The 23529-nt window shown below is 73.5% G+C and carries 23 protein-coding genes; 11 read left to right on the top strand and 12 right to left on the bottom strand.

Features of this window, described 5'->3' with window-relative positions; translation table 11 throughout:
- The first annotated feature begins 129 nt into the window (after positions 1-129).
- Positions 130-663 (top strand): DUF2165 family protein, encoded by a 534-nt coding sequence (locus KME80_RS24400; protein ID WP_246645691.1) that lies wholly within the window; start codon positions 130-132, stop codon positions 661-663.
- Positions 664-696: 33 nt separating this feature from the next.
- Here the strand turns inward: KME80_RS24400 and KME80_RS24395 are convergent, their stop codons facing one another.
- Together KME80_RS24395 and KME80_RS24390 are read right to left on the bottom strand one after the other, a co-directional pair.
- Positions 697-1146, bottom strand: a complete 450-nt coding sequence (locus KME80_RS24395; protein WP_219508448.1) for a hypothetical protein — start codon at positions 1144-1146, stop codon at positions 697-699.
- A gap of 80 nt (positions 1147-1226) precedes the next feature.
- Positions 1227-2372 (bottom strand): FAD-dependent monooxygenase, encoded by a 1146-nt coding sequence (locus tag KME80_RS24390; protein ID WP_219508447.1) that lies wholly within the window; start codon positions 2370-2372, stop codon positions 1227-1229.
- A gap of 55 nt (positions 2373-2427) precedes the next feature.
- On the opposite strand from KME80_RS24390, the gene KME80_RS24385 reads away from it, so the two are divergent.
- On the top strand, positions 2428-3063 hold the full coding sequence (locus tag KME80_RS24385) for a TetR/AcrR family transcriptional regulator (protein ID WP_219508446.1): 636 nt from the start codon (positions 2428-2430) through the stop codon (positions 3061-3063).
- Here KME80_RS24385 and KME80_RS24380 read toward each other — a convergent pair.
- Positions 3049-3690 carry a TetR/AcrR family transcriptional regulator gene (locus KME80_RS24380; protein ID WP_308125912.1) on the bottom strand — a complete coding sequence of 214 codons (642 nt, stop codon included), beginning with the start codon at positions 3688-3690 and terminating at the stop codon, positions 3049-3051. The genes KME80_RS24385 and KME80_RS24380 overlap by 15 nt on opposite strands.
- A gap of 36 nt (positions 3691-3726) precedes the next feature.
- Here KME80_RS24380 and KME80_RS24375 point away from each other — a divergent pair, with 36 nt between their 5' ends.
- The 6 genes from KME80_RS24375 to KME80_RS24350 all read left to right on the top strand — a co-directional run bounded on the left by KME80_RS24375 (position 3727) and on the right by KME80_RS24350 (position 8795).
- The gene (locus KME80_RS24375) at positions 3727-4062 is read left to right on the top strand and encodes a rhodanese-like domain-containing protein (RefSeq protein WP_219508445.1); all 336 of its coding nucleotides are present in this window, start codon (positions 3727-3729) and stop codon (positions 4060-4062) included.
- Between the two features lie 159 nt (positions 4063-4221).
- Positions 4222-4578, top strand: coding sequence for a YciI family protein (locus KME80_RS24370; protein WP_219508444.1), 357 nt, complete (start codon positions 4222-4224; stop codon positions 4576-4578).
- A 5-nt stretch (positions 4579-4583) separates the two neighbouring features.
- Positions 4584-4889: a YciI family protein gene (locus tag KME80_RS24365; protein WP_219508443.1), complete on the top strand. Its 306-nt coding sequence runs from the start codon at positions 4584-4586 to the stop codon at positions 4887-4889.
- A gap of 2 nt (positions 4890-4891) precedes the next feature.
- Positions 4892-6148 carry an RNA polymerase sigma factor gene (locus KME80_RS24360; RefSeq protein WP_219508442.1) on the top strand — a complete coding sequence of 419 codons (1257 nt, stop codon included), beginning with the start codon at positions 4892-4894 and terminating at the stop codon, positions 6146-6148.
- Positions 6149-6439: 291 nt separating this feature from the next.
- Positions 6440-7327 carry an amidohydrolase family protein gene (locus KME80_RS24355; protein ID WP_219508441.1) on the top strand — a complete coding sequence of 296 codons (888 nt, stop codon included), beginning with the start codon at positions 6440-6442 and terminating at the stop codon, positions 7325-7327.
- Positions 7320-8795 carry an acyl-CoA synthetase gene (locus KME80_RS24350; RefSeq protein ID WP_219508440.1) on the top strand — a complete coding sequence of 492 codons (1476 nt, stop codon included), beginning with the start codon at positions 7320-7322 and terminating at the stop codon, positions 8793-8795. Before KME80_RS24355 ends, KME80_RS24350 begins: the two co-directional genes overlap by 8 nt.
- Here KME80_RS24350 and KME80_RS24345 read toward each other — a convergent pair.
- Positions 8788-10101 (bottom strand): MFS transporter, encoded by a 1314-nt coding sequence (locus KME80_RS24345; protein WP_246645690.1) that lies wholly within the window; start codon positions 10099-10101, stop codon positions 8788-8790. The genes KME80_RS24350 and KME80_RS24345 overlap by 8 nt on opposite strands.
- Before the next feature lie 110 nt (positions 10102-10211).
- Here KME80_RS24345 and KME80_RS24340 point away from each other — a divergent pair, with 110 nt between their 5' ends.
- Positions 10212-11051 (top strand): PaaX family transcriptional regulator, encoded by an 840-nt coding sequence (locus KME80_RS24340; RefSeq protein WP_308125911.1) that lies wholly within the window; start codon positions 10212-10214, stop codon positions 11049-11051.
- An 85-nt stretch (positions 11052-11136) separates the two neighbouring features.
- Here KME80_RS24340 and KME80_RS24335 read toward each other — a convergent pair whose 3' ends face one another.
- Genes KME80_RS24335 through KME80_RS24325 form a run of 3 tightly spaced genes read right to left on the bottom strand, consistent with a single transcriptional unit; the run spans position 11137 to position 14160 of the window.
- Positions 11137-11976: a carbohydrate ABC transporter permease gene (locus KME80_RS24335; RefSeq protein ID WP_219508438.1), complete on the bottom strand. Its 840-nt coding sequence runs from the start codon at positions 11974-11976 to the stop codon at positions 11137-11139.
- A gap of 1 nt (position 11977) precedes the next feature.
- Positions 11978-12859 (bottom strand): carbohydrate ABC transporter permease, encoded by an 882-nt coding sequence (locus KME80_RS24330; RefSeq protein WP_308125910.1) that lies wholly within the window; start codon positions 12857-12859, stop codon positions 11978-11980.
- Complete coding sequence (locus KME80_RS24325) at positions 12856-14160, bottom strand: extracellular solute-binding protein (RefSeq protein WP_219508437.1); 1305 nt, start codon at positions 14158-14160, stop codon at positions 12856-12858. The genes KME80_RS24330 and KME80_RS24325 overlap by 4 nt, the downstream gene beginning before the upstream one ends.
- Before the next feature lie 263 nt (positions 14161-14423).
- On the opposite strand from KME80_RS24325, the gene KME80_RS24320 reads away from it, so the two are divergent.
- Both KME80_RS24320 and KME80_RS24315 read left to right on the top strand, forming a co-directional pair.
- The gene (locus KME80_RS24320) at positions 14424-16817 is read left to right on the top strand and encodes a beta-xylosidase/alpha-l-arabinosidase (protein WP_219508436.1); all 2394 of its coding nucleotides are present in this window, start codon (positions 14424-14426) and stop codon (positions 16815-16817) included.
- The gene (locus KME80_RS24315) at positions 16801-17817 is read left to right on the top strand and encodes a LacI family DNA-binding transcriptional regulator (protein WP_219508435.1); all 1017 of its coding nucleotides are present in this window, start codon (positions 16801-16803) and stop codon (positions 17815-17817) included. The genes KME80_RS24320 and KME80_RS24315 overlap by 17 nt, the downstream gene beginning before the upstream one ends.
- A 17-nt stretch (positions 17818-17834) precedes the next feature.
- On the opposite strand, the gene KME80_RS24310 is transcribed toward KME80_RS24315, so the two are convergent.
- The 5 genes from KME80_RS24310 to fusA form a co-directional block, all read right to left on the bottom strand.
- A complete protein-coding gene (locus tag KME80_RS24310; RefSeq protein WP_219508434.1) occupies positions 17835-18758 on the bottom strand; it encodes a sulfite exporter TauE/SafE family protein in 924 nt (307 codons plus the stop codon).
- A gap of 126 nt (positions 18759-18884) precedes the next feature.
- The gene (locus KME80_RS24305) at positions 18885-19541 is read right to left on the bottom strand and encodes a nitroreductase family protein (RefSeq protein WP_219508433.1); all 657 of its coding nucleotides are present in this window, start codon (positions 19539-19541) and stop codon (positions 18885-18887) included.
- A 42-nt stretch (positions 19542-19583) separates the two neighbouring features.
- Positions 19584-20813, bottom strand: coding sequence for an epoxide hydrolase family protein (locus KME80_RS24300; RefSeq protein WP_246645683.1), 1230 nt, complete (start codon positions 20811-20813; stop codon positions 19584-19586).
- A gap of 28 nt (positions 20814-20841) precedes the next feature.
- Complete coding sequence (locus KME80_RS24295; RefSeq protein ID WP_219508432.1) at positions 20842-21303, bottom strand: MarR family winged helix-turn-helix transcriptional regulator; 462 nt, start codon at positions 21301-21303, stop codon at positions 20842-20844.
- Between the two features lie 93 nt (positions 21304-21396).
- Positions 21397-23388, bottom strand: a complete 1992-nt coding sequence (gene fusA / locus KME80_RS24290; RefSeq protein ID WP_219508431.1) for an elongation factor G — start codon at positions 23386-23388, stop codon at positions 21397-21399.
- Between the last annotated feature and the right edge of the window lie 141 nt (positions 23389-23529).

Genomic DNA, 23529 nt, shown 5'->3' with positions numbered 1-23529 from the left:
AGCCAGTGGAGCGGCCCGGCGAGTTCCTCCACGCCGGGCGCTCGGGCCCCGTGGATCTTTCCCCCCTTTTCAGGACACCTCCCCTGGGCCCGTGTGCTCATTCGATCAGAGATGTCAAAGGAAAGAACCTTGGCCCGCTTCGACACCATCGCCGCCCTTCGCATCGCGAAGGCGCTGCTCACCTTCACCGTCGGCGGCTTCGCGCTGCTCGTCGTGTTCGGCAACCTCACCGACTACGGCACGAACTTCGAGTTCGTCCGGCACGTGCTGGCCATGGACGCGCAGAAGCCCGAGCTCGCCGCGGTCAGCCAGATCAACTACCGCGCCATCCCGTGGACGTGGGCGCACCACGCCGCCTACATCGGCGTCATCCTCACCGAGGCGGTCATCATGGTGACCTGCCTGATCTCCGCCTGGCAGCAGATCAGGGCCGTCGGCCGCGACGACGCCGCCTTCCACCGGGCCAAGCGCTGGGGCGTCGTCGGCTGCACGGTCGGCCTGCTGCTGTGGTTCTTCGGCTTCCAGGCCATCGGCGGCGAATGGTTCGGCATGTGGATGAACGGCACCTGGAACGGCATCCCCGACGCGGTGCGGCTGTGCACGTACATCGGGATCGTGCTGATCTTCCTCAGCCTCCGCAACGACGCCCGCGAGAGCGCCTGATCGGAGCGGCAGGGGTGGCGGCTCGTGGCCGTGTCAGCCGAGTGACGCGTAGGCCAGATAGGCCGCCACCCCGTACGCCAGGTGAGGGACCACGTCCGAGATCCAGTCCGCGGCCGACCAGGTGCGCGGGTCGGTGATCCCGAGCGCGGTGAGCGGCCCGGTCGAGCCGATCATCGCCAGCCCGGCGAGCATGGGCACGCCGACGGGCCAGGCCGGCCGCCTGCCCGAGGTGAGCAGGCCGTAGCAGAGCGCCGCCATCGCGCCGGTGCCGTAGCCGAGGAGCGCACCCAGGGCGTCCTTGCGATGGCCGGCCCGTTCGTCGTCGCCGAGGTCGACGTGCGCGCGTGCGGCCAGGTCCGCTATCGCCCGGCGGGGCGTCCCGCTGGCCGGACGGGCGCGGATCGCCATGTCCAGGTAGGAGCAGGTGTTGAGCGCGCTGGTGCCGGCGGCGCCGGCGAGCCAGCTTCTGAGCAGGACGTGCATGTCGGCCACCTCCGCGCCGAGCCGGATCTCCGGTTCCCCTGCCCGGTGGGAGCCTGTCGATGCCCCTCGTCCCGGCGGCTCTAGGCGTGCCAGAGGGCGGCCAGTTGCCGGGTGGCGAGCCAGGACGGGATGGCGCGCAGCAGGACGTCGCGCAGCCAGGCGGGGGCGCCGGTCTGGCTGGTCAGGCGCGACTGCCGGGAGGCGGCGCGCATGACGCGGTCGGCGCGGGGCCGCCGCTCGGCGTCGTAGCGCAGCAGCCGCGCGGCGACGTCGCCGGGTCCGGCGCCGGTCAGGCAGCGGGTGAGCGCGGCGGCGTCCTCGAACGCCTGGCTGGCGCCCTGGCCGAGGTCGGGCGGCATGGCGTGGGCGGCGTCGCCGAGGAGCGCGATCCGGCCGGCGGCGTAGGAGGGGAGCGGTTCGGCGAGGCGGGCGATCGGGTCGACGTAGACGTCGCCGGGCGGGGTGGCCTCGATGAGGGACGTGACGAGCGGGTGCCAGTCGGCCATCAGGGACAGCATCCGCCGCCGTGCCTCGTCCGCTCCGGGCGGCGGGCCGTCGAGGGCGGAGTCGGTGAACCAGTACAGCCGGTCGGGGCCGACGGGGAACAGGCCGAACATCGCCCCGCTGCGCCGGTCGACGAACTGGCCGGCGAGCAGGCTCGGGTCGAGGCCGGGCGGGCGGGGCAGCATCCCGCGCAGGTCCATCCGGCCGGTCCGGCGCACCCCCGGGTGCCCGGGGAAGAGCTGGGCGCGCAGCCTGCTGCCGATGCCGTCGGCCGCGACGACGGCGTCGGCCGTGGCGACGGGGGCGCCGTCGGCGATGACGGTCACGCCGGTGTCCCGCGCCTCCACGCGGTCGACCGGGACGCCGGTGCGCACCAGGTCGGCGGGCAGCGGGGCGCGGATGGCGCGGTGCAGCTCGGCGCGGTCGAGGATGGCGAGGCTGCCCACCTTCCGCTGGCCCTGGACCGCGTCGGTGACCAGCAGCGGCCGGCCGCGCCAGTCCCGCAGGCCGCCGCTCGCGGCGTGCAGGCCGTGCCGGCGCACGTCCGCGGCCAGGTCCAGGCTGTCCAGGGCGCGGAGGCCGTTCGGCATGACGACGATCCCGGTGCCGGCCTCCCTCAGCTCGGCGGCGCGCTCGAAGAGCGTCACCTCGTGGCCCGCGCGGTGCAGGCCGACGGCGGCCGCCACTCCCCCGAGCCCCGCTCCGACGACGGCGATCCTCATGCGCCCTCCTCATTCACTACGATCGTACTAGTACGTTCATTGGTAGCATGGGGGTGTGCCGCCCACCAATCCGGCCCGGCGCCGGGCCATCGCCGACGCCGCCATCGCGCTGCTGGCGTCGGCGGGCGCGCACGGGCTGACCCATCGGGCGGTGGAGAAGGAGGCGGGGCTGCCGCCGGGCACGGCGTCCAACTACTTCCGCAGCCGGGAGGCGCTGCTGGTGGCCGCCGCCGAACGGGTGGCCGAGCTGCACCACGCCGACACCGACCGGGCCACCGACACTGACCAGGCCGCCGACACCGACCGGGCCACCGGCACCGGCCAGGCCGCCGGCATGGTCGAGTTGCTGGCCGAGTCGCTGCTGACGGCGGCGACCACGCTGCGCACCCGCTACCTGGCGATCTTCGAGTTGCAGCTCGAGGCGGCCCGCCGCCCGGCGCTGGCGGCGGCGCTCGCGCGCCTCCAAGCGTCCGCGCTGCGGTTCACCGCCGGGCATCACGACAAGGTGGGCGTGACGATCCCGCGCGAGCGCATCCCCGCGATGCTCGCGCTCTACGGGGGCGCGCTGTTCACGCTGGTCACGGGGCCGCCGGAGGCCGTCACCAGGGAGGCCGTCCGCCGCGTGGCCGAGGTCATCGTGGACGGCGCCGTCGTACGGAAGGCCGGGGACGGCGGGTCAGTCAGGCGCTGAGGCCACGGCGAGCACGACGGCGCGGACCGCCTGCCGGACCCGGTCGTCGCCCACCTCGGCGCGGACGGCGGTGGCCGTTTCGGCGCCGAGCGGGGCCAGCAGGGCATGGGCCAGGGCGTCGGCGTCGCAGCCGGGGCGCGCCTGGCCGAGCAGGATGGCCACGTGCCGGTGCCAGAACCGGTAGGCGCCGATCCGGTAGCGGGCGCCGGGGCCCGCGGTCTCCGACATGCGCACCAGGTCGAGGTGGCCGGCGAGGTAGTCGAGGTAGGCGTCGGCGAAGGCGGCGAGCCGGTCGGCGGCGGGCGCGCCGGGGCCGAGCGGCGGCGGGCCGGAGATGACGCGCTGCTGCAGCTCGCGTTCGCGTTCGTCGAGCAGCGCCACGGCCAGGCCGGACCGGTCGCCGAAGCGGCGGAAGACCGTGCCCTTGCCCACTCCGGCCTCGGCGGCCACGGCGTCCATGGAGACGTTCTCCACACCCTGCTCGCGGAACAGTTTCGCGGCGGCGGCCAGCACTTTCTCGCGGTTGCGCGCGGCGTCGGCCCGTTCCTTGGGCGGCCTGTTCCGGAGGATCTCCAGCGGCTCGCTTGACGAAGCGGACTGCGGTCCGCTAACTTCCGAATCATCCACAGAAACGGACTGTAGTCCAGTTATTTGGAGGTCGCAATGACCGCACTCATCACCCGTGACGAGCTCAAGGCCGCCATCGACGCCGGGACCGTCGTCGTCGTGGACGCGCTCGGCGGCGAGTACTACGCCCAGCAGCACCTGCCGGGCGCGATCCCCCTGGTGGAGAGCGAGGTGGCCGAACGGGCCGCCGAGCTGCTGCCCGACAAGGACGCGGCGATCGTGACCTACTGCTCCAACCCGGCCTGCCCCAACAGCGAGGCGGTCGCCCGGCGGCTGGCCGCGCTCGGCTACACGGCCGTGCGCAAGTACCGTGAGGGGATCCAGGACTGGGTCGAAGCCGGCCTTCCGGTCGAGACCGGCCTGCGCGTCTGACCCCGGCCCGCCCCGGCCCGCACCTCAGCGGACCGGGGCGGGACCCGCCTTCGGGAGGCCGGGGAAAACGTGTGCGCGGGGTATGTCAAGACGGCGCGGACGGCTCCGATCATCAGTCGGAGGGCGCCACCGGGCGCCCCGACCGCCGAAGGAGATGTCATGAAATTTCTGCTGATCATGCATGTGAACCCGCTGATCTGGGACTCGCTGACCGAGGAGGAACGCGACGAGGTGATGAACGGCCACGGCGCCTTCATGGACACCGTGAAGCGGTCCGGCGAGCTGCTGGGCACCGCCGCGCTGGCCGAGCCGGCGCAGAGCGCCGTCGTCCGGGTGCGCGACGGCGTCCCCGCCGTGACGGACGGCCCGTACCTGGAGGCCAAGGAGTACCTCGGCGGCTACTACCTCGTCGAGTGCGAGAGCCGGGAGCGCGCGCTGGAGCTGGCCGCGCTCATCCCCGACGCCGGCGTGCCGGGGCTCGGCATCGAGGTGCGGCCGGTCGTCTTCTCGGGCTGAGCGCGATGAAGTTCTTACTGAGCCTCTACGCGGACGCGGCGGGCCACGAGGCGTTCGTGACCGCGGCCCGGCAGGCGGGCGAGCTGGTCGGCGGGCACGCGCTCGCCGACCCGTCCCTCAGCGCCGTGGTGCGGGTGGTGGACGGCGTGCCGGCGGTGACCGAGGGCCCGTACGCGGGCGCCGGGGAACACGTCACCGGCCAGTACGTTGTCGACTGTGAGAGCCGGGAGCGCGCGCTGGAGCTGGCCGCGCTGCTGCCGGGCGGCGTGGAGGTGCGCCCGCTGATGGACCCGGCCGGACTGGAGATGTGAACGTGGACGCGAGCGCCACAGAACGGCTCGGGGACCTGCTGCGCGAGCTGGCGCCGCAGGTCCTCGGCGTGCTCATGCGCCGCTACGGCGGGTTCGAGGAGTGCGAGGACGCGGTCCAGGAGGCGCTGCTCGCGGCGGCGTCCCAGTGGCCCGCCGAGGGGGTGCCGGACAGCCCGCGCGCCTGGCTGATCACGGTCGCCTCCCGCCGCCTGGTCGATCACGTACGCAGCGAGCAGGCGCGCCGGCGCCGGGAGGTGGCCGCGGCCGTGCGGGAGGCGCCGGACGCCGACCTGGCCCCGGCGCCGGGCGAGGAGGGGCCGGGTGACCGGGACGACACGCTCACGCTGCTGTTCCTGTGCTGCCATCCGGCGCTGACGCCAGCGTCGCAGGTGGCGCTCACGCTGCGGGCCGTCAGCGGCCTCACCACGGCCGAGATCGCGCGGGCGTTCCTGGTGCCGGAGGCGACGATGGCGCCGCGGATCAGCCGCGCCAAGCAGCGGATCAAGGCGGCGGGCGCGTCGTTCGAGCTGCCGCCGCCGGGCGAGCGGGCCGACCGGCTGGACGCGGTGCTGCACACGCTCTACCTGATCTTCAACGAGGGCTACACCGCCAGTTCCGGCCCCGACCTGCACCGGGGCGAGCTGACGGCGGAGGCGATCCGGCTCACGCGGCTGGTGCACCGGTCGCTGCCGGACGACGGCGAGGTGGCCGGGCTGCTGGCGCTGATGCTGCTGACCGAGGCCCGGCGGCCGGCCCGCACCGGCCCGGACGGCGGCCTGGTGCCGCTGGCCGAGCAGGACCGCGGTCTGTGGGACGCGGCCCTGGCCGAGGAGGGCACGGCGCTGGTGACCGCCGCGATGTCGGCCTCGCCCCTGGGCCCGTACCAGCTCCAGGCGGCGATCGCGGCGCTGCACGTGCAGGCGCCGCGCGCCGAGGACACCGACTGGGAGCAGATCCGCATCCTGTACGGGATCCTCGGCCGGATCGCGCCGAACCCGATGGTGACGCTCAACCACGCGATCGCGGTGGCGATGACGCGCGGCCCGCGCGCCGGGCTGGACCTGCTGGAGAGCCTCGACGACGATCCCCGGATGGCCCGCCACCACCGGCTGCACGCCGTCCGGGCGCATCTGCAGGACCTGGCCGGCGAGCACGTCGCCGCGCGGGAGAACTACCGGCTGGCCGCCCGGCTCACCACGAGCCTGCCCGAGCAGCGCTACCTGCGGCAGAAGGCCGAGGCGCACGGCGAGGCGGGCTGACCGGGACGCCAAGGGGGCCGGGCGGACAGCGCCGCCCGGCCCCACCTTCTCGTCCGGCGTTCCGTTCGCCAACCCCCCGATAGGCGAACGGCCGCCCGGTCATCGCCGTCAGCCTCCGCGCGGCTCTGACCTCGCCGTATTGCTACCCCGCCCGGCGTAATCCCCCGGTCAAGCGTGGCCAGTTTCACGGACAGATCCAACCTGGCGCACATTGTTGACCGGCGACGCGAATCTGTCTAACGTCGGCCGCAGGGCCGGCCCCGGCAGCCCCGATTCGCGGAAGGAGTCCCGATGACGGCGCTCGACCTGGACGAACTTACCGCCATCGACGTCCACACCCACGCCGAGATCTCCGCCTCCGGGCACCCGTCGCTCAGCCCGGAGCTGTCGGCCGCCTCCGCCGCCTACTTCAAGGTGCGCGGCGCCCGCGAGCCCGCCATCCCCGAGATCGCGGCCTACTACCGCGAGCGCAAGATGGCCGCCGTGGTGTTCACCGTGGACGCCGAGCACGCGACCGGGCACCCGCCGATCCCGGCCGAGGAGGTCGCCGCCGCCTGCGCCGAGCATCCCGACGTGCTGATCCCGTTCGCCAGCGTCGACCCGTGGCGGGGCCGGGCGGGCGTCCGGCTGGCCCGCCGCCTGGTGGCCGGGCACGGCGTGCGCGGCTTCAAGTTCCACCCCAGCCTGCAGGGCTTCGCCCCGAACGACCGGATGGCCTACCCCCTGTACGAGGCGCTGCAGGAGCTGGGCGTGCCCGCGCTGTTCCACACCGGGCAGACCGGCATCGGCGCGGGCGTACCGGGCGGCGGCGGCATCCGGCTGAAGCACTCCGACCCGATGCTCGTCGACGACGTCGCCGCCGACTTCCCGGACCTGACGATCATCCTGGCGCACCCGTCGTTCCCCTGGCAGGACGAGGCGCTGGCGGTGGCCACGCACAAGCCGTCGGTGCACATCGACCTGTCCGGCTGGTCGCCGAAGTACTTCCCGCCGCAGCTCGTCCGTTACGCCAACACGCTGCTGAAGGACAAGGTGCTGTTCGGCTCCGACTATCCGGTGATCACCCCCGACCGGTGGCTGGCCGACTTCGCCGAGCTGGACATCAAGCCGGAGGTACGGCCGCTGATCCTCAAGGACAACGCGGCCCGGCTGCTCGGCCTGGGCAAGAGCGATGCGTGACGGCGGCGTCGGCTCCTGGCCGGAGCGCCGGGCCCGCCGGACGCCGGACCGGGTGGCCGTCGTCCACGGCGGGCGGCGCGTCACGTACCGGGAGCTGCACGAGCGGGTGCTGCGGCTGGCCCGCGTGCTGCGCGGGCGGGGCGTGGGGCGCGGGGACCGGGTGGCGTACCTGGGGGCGAACCATCCGGCGTTCCTGGAGACGCTGTTCGCCACCGGGACGCTGGGGGCGGTGTTCGTGCCGCTCAACGTCCGGCTCGCCGCCCCCGAGCTGGCCTACGTGCTGTCCGACTGCGGCGTGGCGGCCCTCGTGCACGCGCCGCCTGCGGCGGAGCTGGACGTGCCGTGCCGGATCCCGCTCGGCGACTACGAGGAGCTGCTGGCCGAGGCGGAACCCGAGGCGGCCGTCGAGGCCGTCTCCGGCGAGGACCCGTGCATGATCATGTACACGTCCGGCACGACGGGCCGGCCCAAGGGCGCGGTGCTCTCCCACGCCAACGTCACCTGGAACAGCCTCAACGTGCTCGTGGACGTCGACCTGGCCGCCGACGAGGTGACGCTGGTGGTCGCGCCGCTGTTCCACACCGCGGGGCTGAACATGACGTGCCTGCCGACGCTGCTCAAGGGCGGCCGGGTGGTGCTCATGGACGCGTTCGACCCCGGCCGGGTGCTGGAGACGATCGCGGCCGAGCGGGTCACGTACCTGTTCGGGGTGCCCACGATGTACGACGCGCTGGCCGCGCACCCCGGCTGGGCCGGGGCGGACCTGTCGAGCCTGCGCACGCTCAACTGCGGCGGCGCGCCCGTCCCGCTCCGCACGATCGAGACGTACCTGGCGCGCGGGCTGGCCTTCAGCCAGGGGTACGGGATGACCGAGGCCTCCCCCGGCGTGCTGTATCTGCCGCCGGACCAGGCGGTGGCCAGGGCGGGCTCGGCGGGCGTGCCGCACTTCTTCACCGACGTGCGGATCGCGCTGCCCGACGGCCGCGACGCCGCGCCGGGCGAGCCCGGCGAGGTCCTGGTCCGGGGCCCGAACGTGATGACCGGCTACTGGGGCGGCCCGCCCGCCGCCCCGGACGGGTGGCTGCGCACCGGCGACGTCGCCCGCGCCGACGCGGACGGCTACGCCTACATCGTCGACCGGATCAAGGACATGTACGTCTCCGGCGGCGAGAACGTCTACCCGGCCGAGGTCGAGGCGGTGATCGCGACCCATCCGGGCGTCGCCGACTGCGCCGTGATCGGCGTCCCCGACCCGAGGTGGGGCGAGACGGGCCTGGCGATCGTCGTCCGCGAGCCGGGCGCCGACGCCGGGGACCTGCTGGACTACCTGGATGGGCGGCTCGCCCGGTACAAGATCCCCCGGTCGGTCGTCTGGGCCGACAGCATCCCGCGCACGGCCTCGGGGAAGATCGTGAAACCCGCGCTGCGCGCCCTCCACGGGGCCGGCCCGTCGCGTACGGCTACCTGACGCCCTCGCTGATCGGCCCGCCCGCCAGGTCGGTGCGGCTGGTCTCGCGCAGCGCCAGCGCGCACCCGACCGTGAGCAGGCAGAAGGCGGCGATGACGGCGGAGATGACCATCGTGCCGCCGCCGTCGTTCGCCGCCCGGATCTGCGCGAAGACCACGGGGGCGAGTCCCGCGCCGAGCCCGGCGAGCTGGTAGCCGAGCGAGGCGCCGGTGTAGCGGCTGCGGGTGGAGAACAGCTCGGCGTACAGGGCGGCGAGCGGCCCGTACATCATCGGGTGGATGACCGACTGGCCGAGCACGAGCAGGAGCGTGAGCAGGGCCACGCTGCCCGTGTCGGCCACCGGGAAGAGCAGGAAGCTGTAGACGGCGGCGAGGACGGCGCCGGCCAGGACGACGGGCCGGCGGCCCACCCGGTCCGACAGCGCCGACCAGCCGAGGATGCCGAGGATCGCCAGCCCCGAGGAGAGCGTCAGCCCGTTGAGCACCTCCTGCCGGGCGAAGCCGGCCTCCACCCCGTAGGCCAGCAAGAACGTGGTGAGCGTGCCCTGCAGGACGAACGCGGACAGGCCGACGCCGACGCCGAGCAGGAGCGTCCTCGGGTGGTGGCGCAGCACGTCCAGCAGCGGCGCGGAGGCGTCCTGCCGCCGGGCGGCCGTGAACACCGGGGTCTCCTCGACGCGGGCGCGGACGAACAGGCCGACGCCCAGCAGCGCGATGCTGATCAGGAACGGGACGCGCCAGCCCCAGCTGAGGAACTCCCGCTCGCCCAGGACGGCGGCGCTCCCGCTGAGCACGGCGGTGGACAGCAGCATGCCGGAGGGCGCTCCGGCGTTGGTGAAGCTCGCCCACAGGCCGCGCCGCCCGGTGGCGTGCTCGGCGGACATCAGCACCGCGCCGCCCCACTCGCCGCCGACCGCGACGCCCTGGACGACGCGGAGCAGGACGAGCGTGATGGGGGCGAGGCTGCCGATCTGCTCGTAGGTGGGCAGCAGGCCGATGAGGAAGCTCGCCACGCCCATGAGGACCATCGTGAGGATGAGCATGCGCTTGCGGCCCAGCCGGTCGCCGAAGTGGCCGAAGATCACGCCGCCGAGCGGGCGCGCCAGGTAGCCGGTGGCGAACGTGCCGAGGCTGGCGACGGTGGCCGCGAGCGGGGGCAGCCCGGAGAAGAAGACCTTGCCGAACACCAGGGCGGAGGCGGTGGCGTACAGCAGGAAGTCGTAGTACTCGATGACGCTGCCCAGGTAGCTGGAGGCGACGGCGCGGCGGAGCTGGACGGGTTGCGCGGAGGCCGGCGATTCGGTCATGGCGTTGGTTCCTTCGCAGGGGGGGTGACGGAACACCATTGAACGCGGGGCAAACTCCCGATCTGCGTCATAGCTTTGCCCAACAAATGGGACCCGTCTACCCTCTACTCGTGACTTCCGACGACGGGGACGGCGCCGCGCACTCCTCCTCACCGCGCCCCCAGTCGCTGATGTTCAGCTTCCTCGGCGTCTACGTGCTCGGCCGCCGCGTCGCCGTCTACTCCGGCAGCGTCATCGACGTGTTCGCGCGCCTCGGCGTGACCGAGGAGGCGGTACGCTCCACGCTGACGCGCATGGTCAACCGGGGGCTGCTGGCCCGCCACCGGCAGGGCCGCAAGACCTATTTCGGGCTCACGCCCAAGGCCACCGGCGTGCTGGAGGACGGCCGCCGCCGCGTCTGGGAGACCGGCGCCGTCAACCGCGACTGGGACGGCACCTGGACCCTGGTCGGGTTCTCGCTGCCCGACAGCCTGCGCGGCGCCCGCCACGACCTGCGCTCACGGCTCGTGTGGGCCGGGTTCGGGCTCCTGCAGAGCGGGCTCTGGATCGCTCCCGGCGTCAAGGACGTGACCGGGACGGTGACGGAGCTGGGGCTGCACGAGCACGTGACCGTGCTGGCCGCGCGGGCGCTCAAGCCGACCGAGTCGGCCGACCTGGTCCGGGCCTTCGACACGCCGCGCATCGCCGAGCGCTACCGCGCCTTCCTCGACCGCTGGCACGACGGCGGCACGCGGCTCGGGCTGCCCGACGACCTGGCCCGGCAGCTCCTGCTCCACACCGACTGGCTGGGGCTCGTCCGCCAGGACCCGCACCTGCCGGCCGAGCACCTGCCGGCCGACTGGCCCGCCATCCGGGCCGAACGCGCCTTCCACGAGCTGGCCCGCGCCTGGGAGGAGCCCGCCCGCGCCCTGGCCGCCGCCGTCCTGGACGAGCTGCCCGTCGGCCGGTGAGCGCGGTCAGCGCCCGTCGTCGCCCACGCGCCGACGACCGCGATGTCCGGCTCCCCCATGCCGGACACCTACCCGGCGGCGGCGCCTACTTGCCGAAGCCCGCCGTCAGCCCGCTGAGGAGCTGGCGGCGGCCGACCACGTACAGGACCAGGATGGGCAGCGTGGTCAGCACGACGGAGGCGAGCACCGCGGGGACGTTGATGCTGTATTGGCCCTGGAAGCTCCACAGCGCCAGCGGCAGCACGCGCTTGTCCGGGCTCTGGGTGAGGATCAGCGGCAGCAGGAACCCGTTCCAGATCGTCAGCGCGTTGTAGACGGTCACCGTGACCACGGCCGGCCGCGTCAGCGGGAAGGCCAGCCGCCACAGCGTGCCCCACTCGCTGGCGCCGTCGAGCCGCATCGACTCGAACAGCTCCTTGGGCACGTCGCGGATGAAGTTGGCCAGGATCAGCACCGACAACGGGATCGCGAACGCGATCGACGGCAGGATCAGCGCCAGCAGCGAGTCGTACAGGCTCAGCCGGATGATGATCAGGTAGATCGGGATGACGGTCGCCTGCAGCGGGATGGCCAGCCCCATGAGGAACAGCCAGTTGACCGAGCGCAGGAACCTGCCGTTGCCGCCGCGCACGATCGCGTACGCGGCCATGAACGAGACCGTGACCGCGGGGATGACCGCGCCGGCGGTGACGATGAGGCTGTTGGCGAAGTACAGGACGAAGTCCGACTCGATGACCAGCCGGTAGGCGTCGAGGTTCGGCTCCGTCGGCGGCGTCAGCGGGTTGGTCGCGTAGTAGGTGCTCTGCGTCTTGAAGCTGGTGATGACGATCCAGTAGATGGGGATGACGACGATCGCCAGCCACGCCAGGCTCACGGCGCCGGCGACCCAGTTGGGACGCTCGCGCCCGGGGGTTCTGGTGGCCATGTCAGGCTCCCTCCAGCCTGCTGTCGCTGCCGGTCCCGCCGCCGAGCCGGCGCAGCAGCAGGGCCAGGGCGAGGCCGACCAGGACGAGGATGACGGCGATCACGCTGGCCGGGCCCATGAGGTTGGCCTGGAAACCGCGCTTGTACATGTCGAGGGCGAGCACCCGGGTGGCGTCGCCGGGCCCGCCCGCCGTCAGCACGAAGATCAGGTCGAAGAACGTCAGCGACCCGACGACCATGAGCGTCGAGGAGGTCACGATCGTGTACTTGAGCTGCGGCAGGGTGATGCTGAAGAACTTGCGGATCCGGCCGGCCCCGTCGAGCTCGGCGGCCTCGTACATCGAGCGCGGGATCTGCCGCGCGCCGCCCTGGTAGATCAGCGAGTGGAACGGGATGAACTGCCAGGACACCACGAAGATGACGACGCCGAAGGCGAGTGCGGGCTCGCCGAGCCAGTCCTGGGCGAGGATCTCCAGCCCGAGCCCGGCGCCGAGCCCGAAGTTCGGGTCGAGCAGCGCCTTGTACGTGATCGCGATGGCGGCCGAGCTGAGCAGCAGCGGCACGAAGTACACGACCGACAGGACCGCGCGGTAGCGCTGGTGACCGGCCAGGAACACGCCGAGCAGGATGCTGGCCGGGGTCTGCACCAGCCAGGAGACGGCCATGACCAGGAACGTCACCCACAGGGCGTGCGGCAGCCCCGGGTCGGCGAGCACCGCGGCCCAGCTCTCCAGGCCGGTGAAGTGGATGTCGCCGAGCCCGTCCCACGAGGTGAAGCTGAGCACGAGCACGCCCACGAGCGGGACCACGCCGAAGGCGCCGAAAAGCAGTAACGCGGGCACGGCCAGCCACGCGAGCGAGCCGTGCCGCGGGGGTGCGCTCACTTGCCGATGACCGCGTTCAGGTTGGTGGCGAACTCCTCCGGCGTCACCGAGAGCTGGAAGAGCTTGGCGATGTTGTCCAGCAGCGTCTCGGCCGCCGTCGGGCTGAGGGCCTGGTCCCACGACTGCTGGAAGGTGCCGGCCTTGCTGGCGACGCCGTAGACGAAGTTGAGCCAGTCGGCGTCCTTGGAGCCGGCGAAGTTGCTGTCGGCGCCCTGGACGATCGGCACCGCGCCGGTGCCGACCCAGCCCTTCACCTCCTCGCCGTCGAGCACGCCGGTGGCGAAGAACTTCTTGGCGATCTCCTTCTGCTCGGCGGTCGCCTTGGAGGAGATCGACAGGTACTGGCCGGGGTTGCCGACGGTGTTGGAGGGGTCGCCCTTGCCGCCTTCGACGGGCGGGAAGTTCATGAAGCCGAGGTTGCCGCCGGAGACGAAGTCGCCGCCGTCGGCGGCCATCATGCCGTACGTCCACGAGCCGTGCAGCATCATGGCGGCCTTGCCGGTGTAGAGGAGGGCCTGGTCGGCGTTGGAGTCGGCGGTGATCGAGGAGAAGCCCTTGATGAAGCCGTCGGCCTTGATCAGGTCCTGCATCTTGGTGAGCGCGTCGATGGCGGCCGGGTTGGACCAGGCGTCCTTCTGCCCGTCGAAGACGGCCTGGAAGACCTCGGGGCCGGCGATGCGGTCGAAGAGGAACTCCAGCCACATCATGTTCGTCCAGCGTGACTGCCCGCCGAGCGAGAACGGCGCGATGCCGGCCGCGTTGAACTTCGGCACCAGGGCCATGATGTCGCCCCAGCTCTGGGGCGGCTCTGCGCCGATCTTGTCGAACAGCTTCTTGTTGTAGAACAGGACGATCGGCTGGACGGTCTCGCACGGCATCGCGTAGATCTTGCCGTCGATGGTGGCCGCGCCGAAGGAGGAGGGGAACAGCCGGTCCTTGACGGCGGCGTTCTCGCCGAACCACGGCGTCAGGTCCTCGACCTGCCCGGCCTGGACGTAGCTGCGCAGCGTGCCGCCGCCCCAGCCCCAGATGAGCGTGGGCGCCTGGCCCGCGCCGATCGCCGTCTTGATCTTGGCCTTGTAGGCGTCGTTCTGGAAGGTCGTCCCGGTGATCTGCCCGCCGGGGTTGGCCTTGTTGAAGCGCTCCACCGCGCCGGCCCGGATGCCTTCCTGGGGCTGGCCGGAGAGGTACCAGTAGGTTGCTCCGCCGCCCCCGCCTCCGCCGCCTGTCGGCGTGCCGCCGGCCCGGGTGGGCCCGGAGGTGCCGCAGGCGGCGAGCGCCGCTCCCAGGGGCAGACCCATGGAGAGGCTGAGGAAGGTACGGCGAGACGTTGTCCTGGGCTCCACGCTGATCTCTCCCTGTCGAAACATTTCGAAAATGACCGCGCGGGAGGCAATCTAGAATCGGCCCATATGCCTGTCAACCCCCTGTATCCAGACGTGTCCATGTTGTACTCTCACACGGGCGCCTAGCTGTTCAAACGGGGTCAGGCAAGATCTCCGCGCGGGTCGCCCGGCATTGTCGACAATATTTCGAAACTTTCGGCGGCTTTAAGGAGCAGCAGATGACAGCACTTGATCGGACGCCCACGCCGGGCCAGGTTACCCGCCCCTGGCGGGACCCCGCCCTTCCCGTGGCCGACCGGGTCGACGCCCTTCTCGCGGAGATGACGCTTGAGGAGAAGGTGGCGCAGCTCGGCAGCTGGTGGCCCGGCAACGACATGCAGCCCGACGGGGGCGAGTCGGGCACGGCCAACGTGGCGCCGATGCAGGACGTGTTCGCGGCCACCAAGTCGGCCCCGCCGGGCCCGGTCCACGGGCTCGGCCATCTGACGCGGGTGTTCGGCAGCGCGCCGGTGACGCCCGAGCAGGGCGCCGCCGAGGTGGTGCGGCTCCAGCGGGCCGTCGTGGACGGCTCCCGGCTGGGCGTCCCGGCGATCGTGCACGAGGAGTGCCTGACGGGTTTCACCACCTACGGCGCGACCGTCTACCCGGCGGCCATCGCCTGGGCGGCGACGTTCGACCCCGAGCTGGTGGAGCGGATGGCCGCGGCCATCGGGCGCGACATGCGGGCCGTGGGCGCCCACCAGGGCCTCGCGCCGGTGCTGGACGTGGTCCGCGACTACCGGTGGGGCCGGGTCGAGGAGACCATGGGTGAGGACCCGTACCTGGTCGCGACCCTCGGCACCGCGTACGTGCGCGGACTGCAGGGCGCCGGGATCATCGCCACGCTCAAGCACTTCGCCGGCTACTCCGCCTCGCGGGCCGCGCGCAACCACGGGCCGGTGCCGATGGGCCGGCGCGAGCTGATGGACGTGATCCTGCCGCCGTTCGAGACGGCCGTCACGCACGGCGGCGCCGGGTCGGTGATGAACTCCTACTCCGACGTGGACGGCGTCCCGGCCGCCGTCGACCCGTGGCTGCTCGACGAGGTGCTGCGCCGCGAATGGGGGTTCACCGGGACCGTCGTGTCGGACTACTGGTCGATCCCGTTCCTGGCCACCATGCACGGCGTCGCCGCCGACGCCGCCGAGGCCGGCATGCTGGCGCTGAGCGCGGGCGTCGACGTCGAGCTGCCCGACACGCTCGGGTTCGGGCAGCACCTGGACGACCGGGTGCGCAGCGGCGAGCTTCCCGAGGAGGTGATCGACCGGGCGGCCCGCCGCCTGCTCACCCAGAAGGCCGAGCTGGGGCTGCTCGACGAGGACTGGACGCCGGAGCGGTCGGTCGCCGGGGCCGCCGCCGACCTCGACTCCCCCGCCAACCGGGCGCTGGCCCGCGAGCTGGCCGAACGCTCGATCGTGCTGCTCGACGCGGGCACGGCGCTGCCCCTGGCGCCGGGAGCGCGCCGGGTCGCCGTCGTCGGCCCGTGCGCCGACGACGCGCGCACGTTCATGGGCTGCTACGCCTTCCCCAACCACGTGCTGCCCCGCCACCCCGGCCTCGGGCTCGGCATCGAGGCGCCGACCGTGCTGGAGGCGCTGCGCGCCGAGCTGCCGGACGCCGAGATCGTCCACGAGCGGGGCTGCGACGTGCGCGACGGCGACCGGTCCGGCTTCGCCGCCGCCGTCTCGGCCGCCGCCGGGGCCGACCTGTGCGTGGCCGTCGTGGGCGACCTGGCCGGCATGTTCGGGCTCGGCACCTCGGGCGAGGGCTGCGACGCGGAGGACCTGCGGCTGCCCGGCCCGCAGGAGGACCTGGTGACGGCCCTGGCCGCCACCGGCACGCCGGTGGTCGTGGTCGTCGTCTCCGGCCGCCCGTACGCGCTCGGCGAGGTGCACGCCCACGCGGCGGCGCTGGTGCAGGCGTTCATGCCCGGCGAGGAGGGCGGCGCGGCGATCGCCGGCGTGCTGTCCGGCCGGGTCCAGCCCGTCGGCAGGCTGCCGGTGCAGATCCCGCGCAGGCCCGGCGGGCAGCCCGGCACCTACCTGCAGCCGCCGCTCGGCGTCGACAGCGCGGGCATCAGCAACCTCGACCCGACGCCGCTGTTCCCCTTCGGGTACGGGACCTCCTACACCACGTTCGAGGTGGGCGAGCTGCGCGTCAGCGACGCCGAGGTGCCGACCGACGGCGAGTTCACCGTCTCGGCCACGGTGCGCAACACCGGCGGGCGGGCCGGCGAGGAGGTCGTCCAACTCTACCTGCGTGACGTGCTCGCCCAGGTGACCAGGCCGGTGCGGCAGCTCACCGGCTTCGCCCGGGTCCGGCTGGAGCCCGGCGGCAGCGCCGAGGTGCGCTTCCGCGTGCACGCCGACCGCACCGCCTTCACCGGCCGCGACCTGCGCCGCGTCGTCGAGCCCGGCGACCTCGACGTGCTCGTCGGCACCTCGTCCGCCGACCTGCCGCTGCGCGGCCGGGTCCGGCTGACCGGGCCGCTGCGCGAGACCGGGCCCGGCCGCCGGCTCGACACGCCCGTGGAGGTCGTCCCGCTGGACGGGCCCGATGCCGGCGCGTCCTAGGCGCGCCACGCTGGCCACCGTCGCCGCCTCGGCGGGGGTGTCGGTGGCCACCGTGTCCAAGGTGCTCAACGGCCGCAGCGACGTCGCGCCGGAGACCCGGTCGCTGGTGCAGGAGCTGCTGCGGCGGCACGACTACGTCGCGCCGCCGCCGCGCCGGGCCGAGGCCGGGTACGTGATCGAGGTGCAGTTCGACGCCGACCTGAACGCGTACTCCAGCGAGATCATCCAGGGCGCGGTGCTGGCCGGGGCGGAGAGCTGCGCGTCGGTCGTCGTGAGCATAGCCAAGGTCGCCGACCGCACCGCCGCCTGGGCCCGCGACCTGGTCGCGGGCGGGCGGCGCGCGCTGGTCGCGGTCACCGGCGAGATTTCGGCCGCCGAGCTCGACGCGCTGGCCAGGGCGCGGCTGCCGCTCGTCGTGATCGACCCGCTGAACCTGCCGCGCGCCCGCGTGACCAGCGTCGGGTCGACGAACTTCGCGGGCGGGCTGGCGGCGACCCAGCACCTGCTCACCCTGGGCCACCGGCGCGTCGCCTACCTCGGCGGGCCGCCGGCCGCCGCCTGCAACCAGGCCCGGCTGCACGGTTACCGGGCCGCGATGGAGGCCGCCGGGGCGCCCGTCCCGCCCGGCCACGTCCGGTACGGCGCCTTCCGCTACGACGACGGGCTGACGGGCGGGGCCGCGCTGCTCGGCCTGGCGCAGCCGCCGACGGCCGTCTTCGCGGGCTGCGACGAGACCGCGCTCGGCCTCATGGAGGCGGCCCGTGCACGCGGGCTGCGCATCCCCGAGGACCTCAGCATCGTCGGGTTCGACGACACGCAGATCGCCCAGATGGCCTCGCCGCCGCTGACGACCGTGCGCCAGCCGCTGCGCGAGATGGGCGCCGTCGCCCTGCGTACCGCGCTGCGGCTGGCGGCGGGCGGCACGGTCGAGTCGCACCACGTCGAGCTGGCCACCGAGCTGATCGTCCGGGCCTCCACCGCCCCGGCCCCCGGCGGGTAGACCCGGGGGCGCCGGTGTCAGGCGGGGGCGGCCTCCTGCTCGTCCTCGCGGGGAGCGGGGGCGGCGGCTTCGAGAGCCTTGTCGCGGCGGTAGGCGCGCACCGAGTAGGCGACGGCGGCGGCCCAGACGATGGCGATGGCGATGTAGACGACGGACTGGACGCCGCCCGGCGCGTCGATCCAGTCGCTGCGCAGCAGGCTGCGCACGTTGGTGAGCACGATGACGCCGCCCACCGCCGAGCCGAGGACGCGGGGCGGCACGTGCCGCACCAGCCAGGCGGCGATCGGGGCGGCGATCACGCCGCCGAGCAGCAGGACCCCGACCCAGGCGAAGTCGATGTTCTCCGAGCCGAGGCCGACGATGAAGCCGACGGAGGCGGCGATGGCGACCAGGAACTCGCTGGCGTCGATCGAGCCGATGACCTTGCGCGGCTCCATCCGCCCGCTGGCCAGGATGGCCGGCGTGCCGACCGGGCCCCACCCGCCGCCGCCGGTGGCGTCGACGAACCCGGCCACGACGCCCAGCGGCGCCAGGAACCGCCGGCGCAGCGGCTTGCCCAGGTTGCCGCGCGGCAGCCCGAACGCGGTGAAGCGGATGAGGATGTAGACGCCCAGGGACAGCAGGATGAGCGACATGACCGGGGCCGCGACCTCGGTCGAGAGGCTGGACAGGAACGTCGCGCCGGCGAATGCGCCGAGCGCGCCCGGGATGCCGATCCTGGCGACGACCTTCCAGTCGATGTTGCCGAAGCGCCAGTGGGACAGGCCCGAGGCGAGTGTGGTGCCGATCTCGGCCAGATGCACCGTGGCCGAGGCGGCCGCCGCGTTGGTGCCTACGGCCAGGAGCAACGTGGTCGAGGTGACCCCGTACGCCATGCCGAGGCTGCCGTCTACGAGCTGCGCCGCGAATCCGACGAGCCCGAGCAGGATGAGCGCCCGCACGTTCCCACCTTTCCGATGTACCCTACTTATTAAGTAGGAATAATCATTTATGAGAACGGGCATCCGGTCAAGGGGGTGGCCCCGCCCGGCCGCGGGCGCGGGGGCGCATGGGCGGGGCCCGGAGGGTCAGCCGCTCCAGTGGTTCAGGTGCAGGACCTCGTCCAGAGGCCGGCGGCGGGCGGGCTTGAAGGTGTCGCCGGTGTAGTAGGCGGTGGGGATGAGCGCCCCCTGCCGGACGTCGCCGGGGAGGCCCAGCAGCTCGGCGACCTCGCGCTCGTACGCCAGGTGCAGGGTCGTCCACGCGGTGCCGAGCCCGCGGGCGCGGGCGGCGAGCATGTAGCTCCACGCGGCCGGCAGCAGCGAGCCCCACAGCCCGGCCTGGCTGCCCTCCGGCAGCTTCCCGTCGGGCACCCGGATGCACGGCAGCACCAGCACCGGCACCTCGCCCATGTGCTCACCCAGGTACGCCGAGCTCGACGACACCCGCCGCTGCACCTCGGCCCGCGCCGGGTCGTCCTGGAACAGGTTCCCGGCCGACGAGCCCGACGCGTGGTAGGCCCGGACGGACCGGCCGTAGTAGTCGCCGATCCTGGCCCTGGTGGCGGGGTCGGTCACCACCACCCACTCCCACCCCTGCCGGTTCCCGCCGGTCGGCGCCTGCAGCGCGATCTCCAGGCACTCCCGCACCAGCTCCATCGGCACCGGCCGGTCCAGGTCCAGGCGCTTCCTTACGCTTCTGGTGGTGGTGAGGACCTCGTCGATTCCTAGCCTTTGTGTGGTCATGACGGCATTCATCCCCAGGGACGTCACCGGCGAAAGATCCGCTCAGCGGCGGCCCCGGAAGGTGCGGCGCAGGTCCGCCACCCACTCCCGGGGGAGCTCCCACGGGATGAAGTGCCCGCCGCGCTCGTGGCAGGTGATGCCGGCGTGGTTGTACCAGGCGGCCCGGTCGCCGTCGAGGAAGCTCCGGATCCGCTGCTCTGCCGTCGTCACGCCCGGCGGGTTCTCGTAGCTGACGAACGTGATGCCCGTGGGCGCCTCGACAACGGGCCACCGGTCGTGCGACGGGGTCCACGGGTAGCGGTTGTTGTTGGCGTACGTGCGGATCGAGCTGGCGACCGCGTCGCCCGCCCAGAAGATCGTCGCATGGGTGAGCAGGTCGTCCTTGGAGAACACGTTCTCCACGTCGCCGCCGTTGTCGGACCACTTCGTCCAGCGTTCGAGCATCCAGGCGAGCATGCCGGCCGGGGAGTCGGTCAGCCCGTGCGCGAGCGTGGACGGGGCCAGCACGTGCGCCGCCAGATGCGCCGCGAACCGCCGGTCCAGGGCCACGAACCGGTCGTGCGCCTCGGCGGGCAGGCCCTCCGGGATGGGCAGGCCGCCGCTCAGGTCCCAGGCTCGGTCGCCGTTGAACATCGTGAGCTTCTGGGCCGAGCCGATGTGGATGCCGTACAGCTCGGCGGCGTACTTGTGGCCGAGCTGCCCGGTGACCAGCGCGCCGACGTCGCACCCGGCGGCGGCGTACCTGTCGTGCCCCAGGACGCCGGTCATCAGCTCGTGCCACACGTCGGCAATCTTCCAGAAGTTCATGTCCGGCCGGTGCGTCAGCGGGGTCGAGAAGCCGAACCCGGGCAGCGAGGGCACGATCACGTCGAACGCCTCCGCCGGGTCGCCGCCGTGGGAGGCGGGGTCGGCGAGCTCGTCGACGACCTTCGACCAGTGCCAGAACGTCCAGGGCCAGCCGTGGCTGAGGATGAGCGGCACCGGGTCGGGGCCGACGCCGGGCCTGCGCATGAAGTGCACGGGCACGTCGCCGACGTCCACCCGGTAGTGCTCGTAGGCGTTGATCTCCCGCTCGGCCGCCCGCCAGTCGTAGCCGTCCGCCCAGTAGGCGACCAGCTCGCGCAGGTGGTCGCCGCGCACGCCGTAGAAGCCGTCGTCGTTGCCCGCGTCCAGCGGCAACCTGGTCATGGCGAGCCTGCGGCGCAGGTCGTCGAGCACCTCGTCGGGCACGTGCAGCGGCTCGGGGCGGAGGGGGAAGGGGCGGTTCGTCAAGGGAGGCGTTCTCCTGGTCATCGAGCGTCTAGTCATCGAGCTTCTGGTCATCGAGGCGGGCGGCGATCTCGGTCAGCCGGGTCAGGACGGCCGCGTAACCGGCGAGCGCCGCGCGCTCGTCGTCGTCCAGGTGCTCGACGAGGCGGGCGACGCGCGTCACCCGTTCGGCGTGCCGGGAGCGGACGATCTGCGCGCCCTCCTCGGTGAGGGTCAGCAGGACGGCGCGCCCGTCGCGCGGGTCGGGGCGGCGTGACACCAGCCCGTCGCGTTCGAGCTTGGCCACCAGGCTCGTGAGCGCGGGCTGTTTGAGCTGCTCGGTCGCCGTCAGGTCGGTGAGCCGCATCGGGCCCCGGCGCGCGAGCGTGTGCAGCACGGACAGGGTCGAGAAGCTGAGCCTGCGGACCGACGGCAGGCGGATGAAGTGGGTGTTGAAGTCCTCGATCGCGGTGACGAGCGCGCCGAGATCGAGGGCCTCCGGTGAGGGTGCCACCCGGCATTTATATCAATATTCGATGTAACTGTGCAGGGGGGTCGCCGGCCGGACGGCCCTCTGTCCGGCCGGCAGAGCGGGGCATACCCGGCGTCAGACCGGGGCGTACCCGGCCGGGCGGCTGGTGAAGGCGCCCCGGCCCTGGGTGCGGCTGCGCAGCCGGGTGGCGTACCCGAACAGCTCGGCCAGCGGCACCGTGGCGGTGACGACCGCCGTGCCGCCCCGCGCGGCCGAGCCGGTGACGCGGCCGCGCCGGGCGGCCAGGTCGCCGAGCACACCGCCGACCGCGTCGTCCGGGACGGTGACCGTGACCTCGGCCACCGGCTCCAGCAGCACCATCGCGCAGGCGCGCAGCGCCTGCCTGAGCGCCAGCGCCCCGGCAGTGCGGAAGGCCGCCTCGGAGGAGTCCTTCACGTGCGTCGCCCCGTCGGTGAGCGTGACCCGCAGGCCGGTGACCGGGTGCCCGCCGAGCGGCCCGGCGGCGAGGGCGTCGCGGCATCCGGCCTCGACCGCGCGGACGTACTCGCGCGGCACCCGCCCGCCGGTGACGGCGGAGCGGAACGCGAAGCCGGCCGCCGCGTCGAGCGGCTCCACGTCGAGCTGGACGTGCGCGAACTGCCCGGCGCCGCCGTCCTGCTTGACGTGCCGGTACAGCACGCCGGTCACGCCGCGCGCCACCGTCTCGCGGTGGGCGACGCGCGGCCGCCCGGCGGCGACGTCCAGCCCCCGCTCGCGGCGGATCTTCTCCACGGCCACCTCCAGGTGCAGCTCCCCCATGCCGGACAGCACGGTCTGGCCCGTCTCCGGGTCGGCCCGCACCGACAGCGACGGGTCCTCCTCGGCCAGGCGGGCGAGCGCGGCGGCCAGCCGGCCCGCGTCCACGCTCCGCCCGGCCTCGACCGCCATCGAGACGACGGGCTCGGCGGCGGCGGGCGGTTCGAGGACGAGCGGCGCGTCCGGCGCGCACAGCGTGGCGCCGGGCCGGGCCGCCTTCAGCCCGGTGACGGCCACGATGTCGCCGGCCACGGCCCGGTCGACCTCGGTGTGCCGGTCGGCCCGCACACGCAGGACCCGCCCGGCGCGCTCGGTGCGCCCGGCGCCCGCGTCCAGCACGGCGTCCCCCTTCCGCAGCGTCCCGGCGTACAGGCGCAGGTAAGTCAGCCGTCCGCCGCCGGTCGAGTGGACCTTGAACACCAGCGCGGCCAGCGGCTGCGCCGGGCCGGCGGCCCGGCCGGGCACGGCCGGAACGTCCAGCGGCGACGGCAGGTAGGCCACGACGGCGTCGAGCAGCGGCTCGATCCCCCGGTCCCGGTAGGCGGAGCCGCACAGCACGACGACGGCCCGGCGCTCCAGCGTCAGGTCGCGCAGCGCCGCCCGCAGCGTCGCCTCGCCGACCGGCGTCCCCGCGCAGAACTCCTCCAGCACGGCCGGGTGCAGCTCGGCCACGGCCTCCTCCAGCAGCCCGCGCCGCCGCCGCGCCTCCTCCAGCAGCTCCGCGGGGACGGGACGCTCCTCGTACGCGCCGTCCCAGACCAGCGCCCGCATGCGCAGCAGGTCCACGACGCCGGTGAAGCCGTCCTCTCGCCCGATGGGCAGCTGGACGGCCAGCGGCGTGACGCGCAGGCGGTCGCGGATCGAGGCGACGGCGGCGTCGAGGTCGGCGCCGGCCCGGTCGAGCTTGTTGACGAAGGCGATGCGCGGCACGCCGTGGTGGTCGGCGCGCCGCCAGACGGCCTCGCTCTGCGGTTCGACGCCCGCGACGCCGTCGAACACGGCGATCGCGCCGTCGAGCACCCGCAGCGAGCGCTCGACCTCGTCGGCGAAGTCGACGTGGCCGGGGGTGTCGATGAGGTTGACGCGGTGGCCGTCCCAGGCGCAGGTCACGGCGGCGGCGAAGATGGTGATGCCGCGTTCGCGTTCCTGGGCGTCGTAGTCGGTGACGGTGGTGCCGTCGTGCACCTCGCCGCGCCTGTGGGTGGCGCCGGTGACGTACAGGACGCGTTCGGTGATGGTGGTCTTGCCGGCGTCGACGTGGGCGAGGATGCCCAGGTTGCGGACGAGGCCGAGCTGGTTGGTGTCACGCACGGTCCGTGGCCCTTTCGGGATCTCTCTGGACAGGACAGCGCGATTCGCCCGGTGGCCCCTCGTGTCATGGGGCCGCCGGGGACGTCCGGCGCCGGCCGCGCAGCGGGCGCCGGGCGGACGGGGACACCAGGATCACCTCGT

The sequence above is a fragment of the Nonomuraea ceibae genome (assembly GCF_019396325.1).
In the GTDB taxonomy this organism is placed as follows: domain Bacteria; phylum Actinomycetota; class Actinomycetes; order Streptosporangiales; family Streptosporangiaceae; genus Nonomuraea; species Nonomuraea ceibae.
This window is presented reverse-complemented; position numbering and strand designations above follow the sequence as displayed.

What these genes read in the sequence shown, in the direction of transcription:
- KME80_RS24395 (WP_219508448.1), bottom strand. Translation starts at nt 1,146, where the DNA reads ATGCACGTCCTGCTCAGAAGCTGGCTCGCCGGCGCCGCCGGCACCAGC.
- KME80_RS24390 (WP_219508447.1), bottom strand. Translation starts at nt 2,372, where the DNA reads ATGAGGATCGCCGTCGTCGGAGCGGGGCTCGGGGGAGTGGCGGCCGCC.
- KME80_RS24375 (WP_219508445.1), top strand. Translation starts at nt 3,727, where the DNA reads ATGACCGCACTCATCACCCGTGACGAGCTCAAGGCCGCCATCGACGCC.
- KME80_RS24370 (WP_219508444.1), top strand. Translation starts at nt 4,222, where the DNA reads ATGAAATTTCTGCTGATCATGCATGTGAACCCGCTGATCTGGGACTCG.
- KME80_RS24365 (WP_219508443.1), top strand. Translation starts at nt 4,584, where the DNA reads ATGAAGTTCTTACTGAGCCTCTACGCGGACGCGGCGGGCCACGAGGCG.
- KME80_RS24355 (WP_219508441.1), top strand. Translation starts at nt 6,440, where the DNA reads ATGACGGCGCTCGACCTGGACGAACTTACCGCCATCGACGTCCACACC.
- KME80_RS24350 (WP_219508440.1), top strand. Translation starts at nt 7,320, where the DNA reads ATGCGTGACGGCGGCGTCGGCTCCTGGCCGGAGCGCCGGGCCCGCCGG.
- KME80_RS24345 (WP_246645690.1), bottom strand. Translation starts at nt 10,101, where the DNA reads ATGACCGAATCGCCGGCCTCCGCGCAACCCGTCCAGCTCCGCCGCGCC.
- KME80_RS24335 (WP_219508438.1), bottom strand. Translation starts at nt 11,976, where the DNA reads ATGGCCACCAGAACCCCCGGGCGCGAGCGTCCCAACTGGGTCGCCGGC.
- KME80_RS24325 (WP_219508437.1), bottom strand. Translation starts at nt 14,160, where the DNA reads ATGGGTCTGCCCCTGGGAGCGGCGCTCGCCGCCTGCGGCACCTCCGGG.
- KME80_RS24320 (WP_219508436.1), top strand. Translation starts at nt 14,424, where the DNA reads ATGACAGCACTTGATCGGACGCCCACGCCGGGCCAGGTTACCCGCCCC.
- KME80_RS24315 (WP_219508435.1), top strand. Translation starts at nt 16,801, where the DNA reads ATGCCGGCGCGTCCTAGGCGCGCCACGCTGGCCACCGTCGCCGCCTCG.
- KME80_RS24305 (WP_219508433.1), bottom strand. Translation starts at nt 19,541, where the DNA reads ATGACCACACAAAGGCTAGGAATCGACGAGGTCCTCACCACCACCAGA.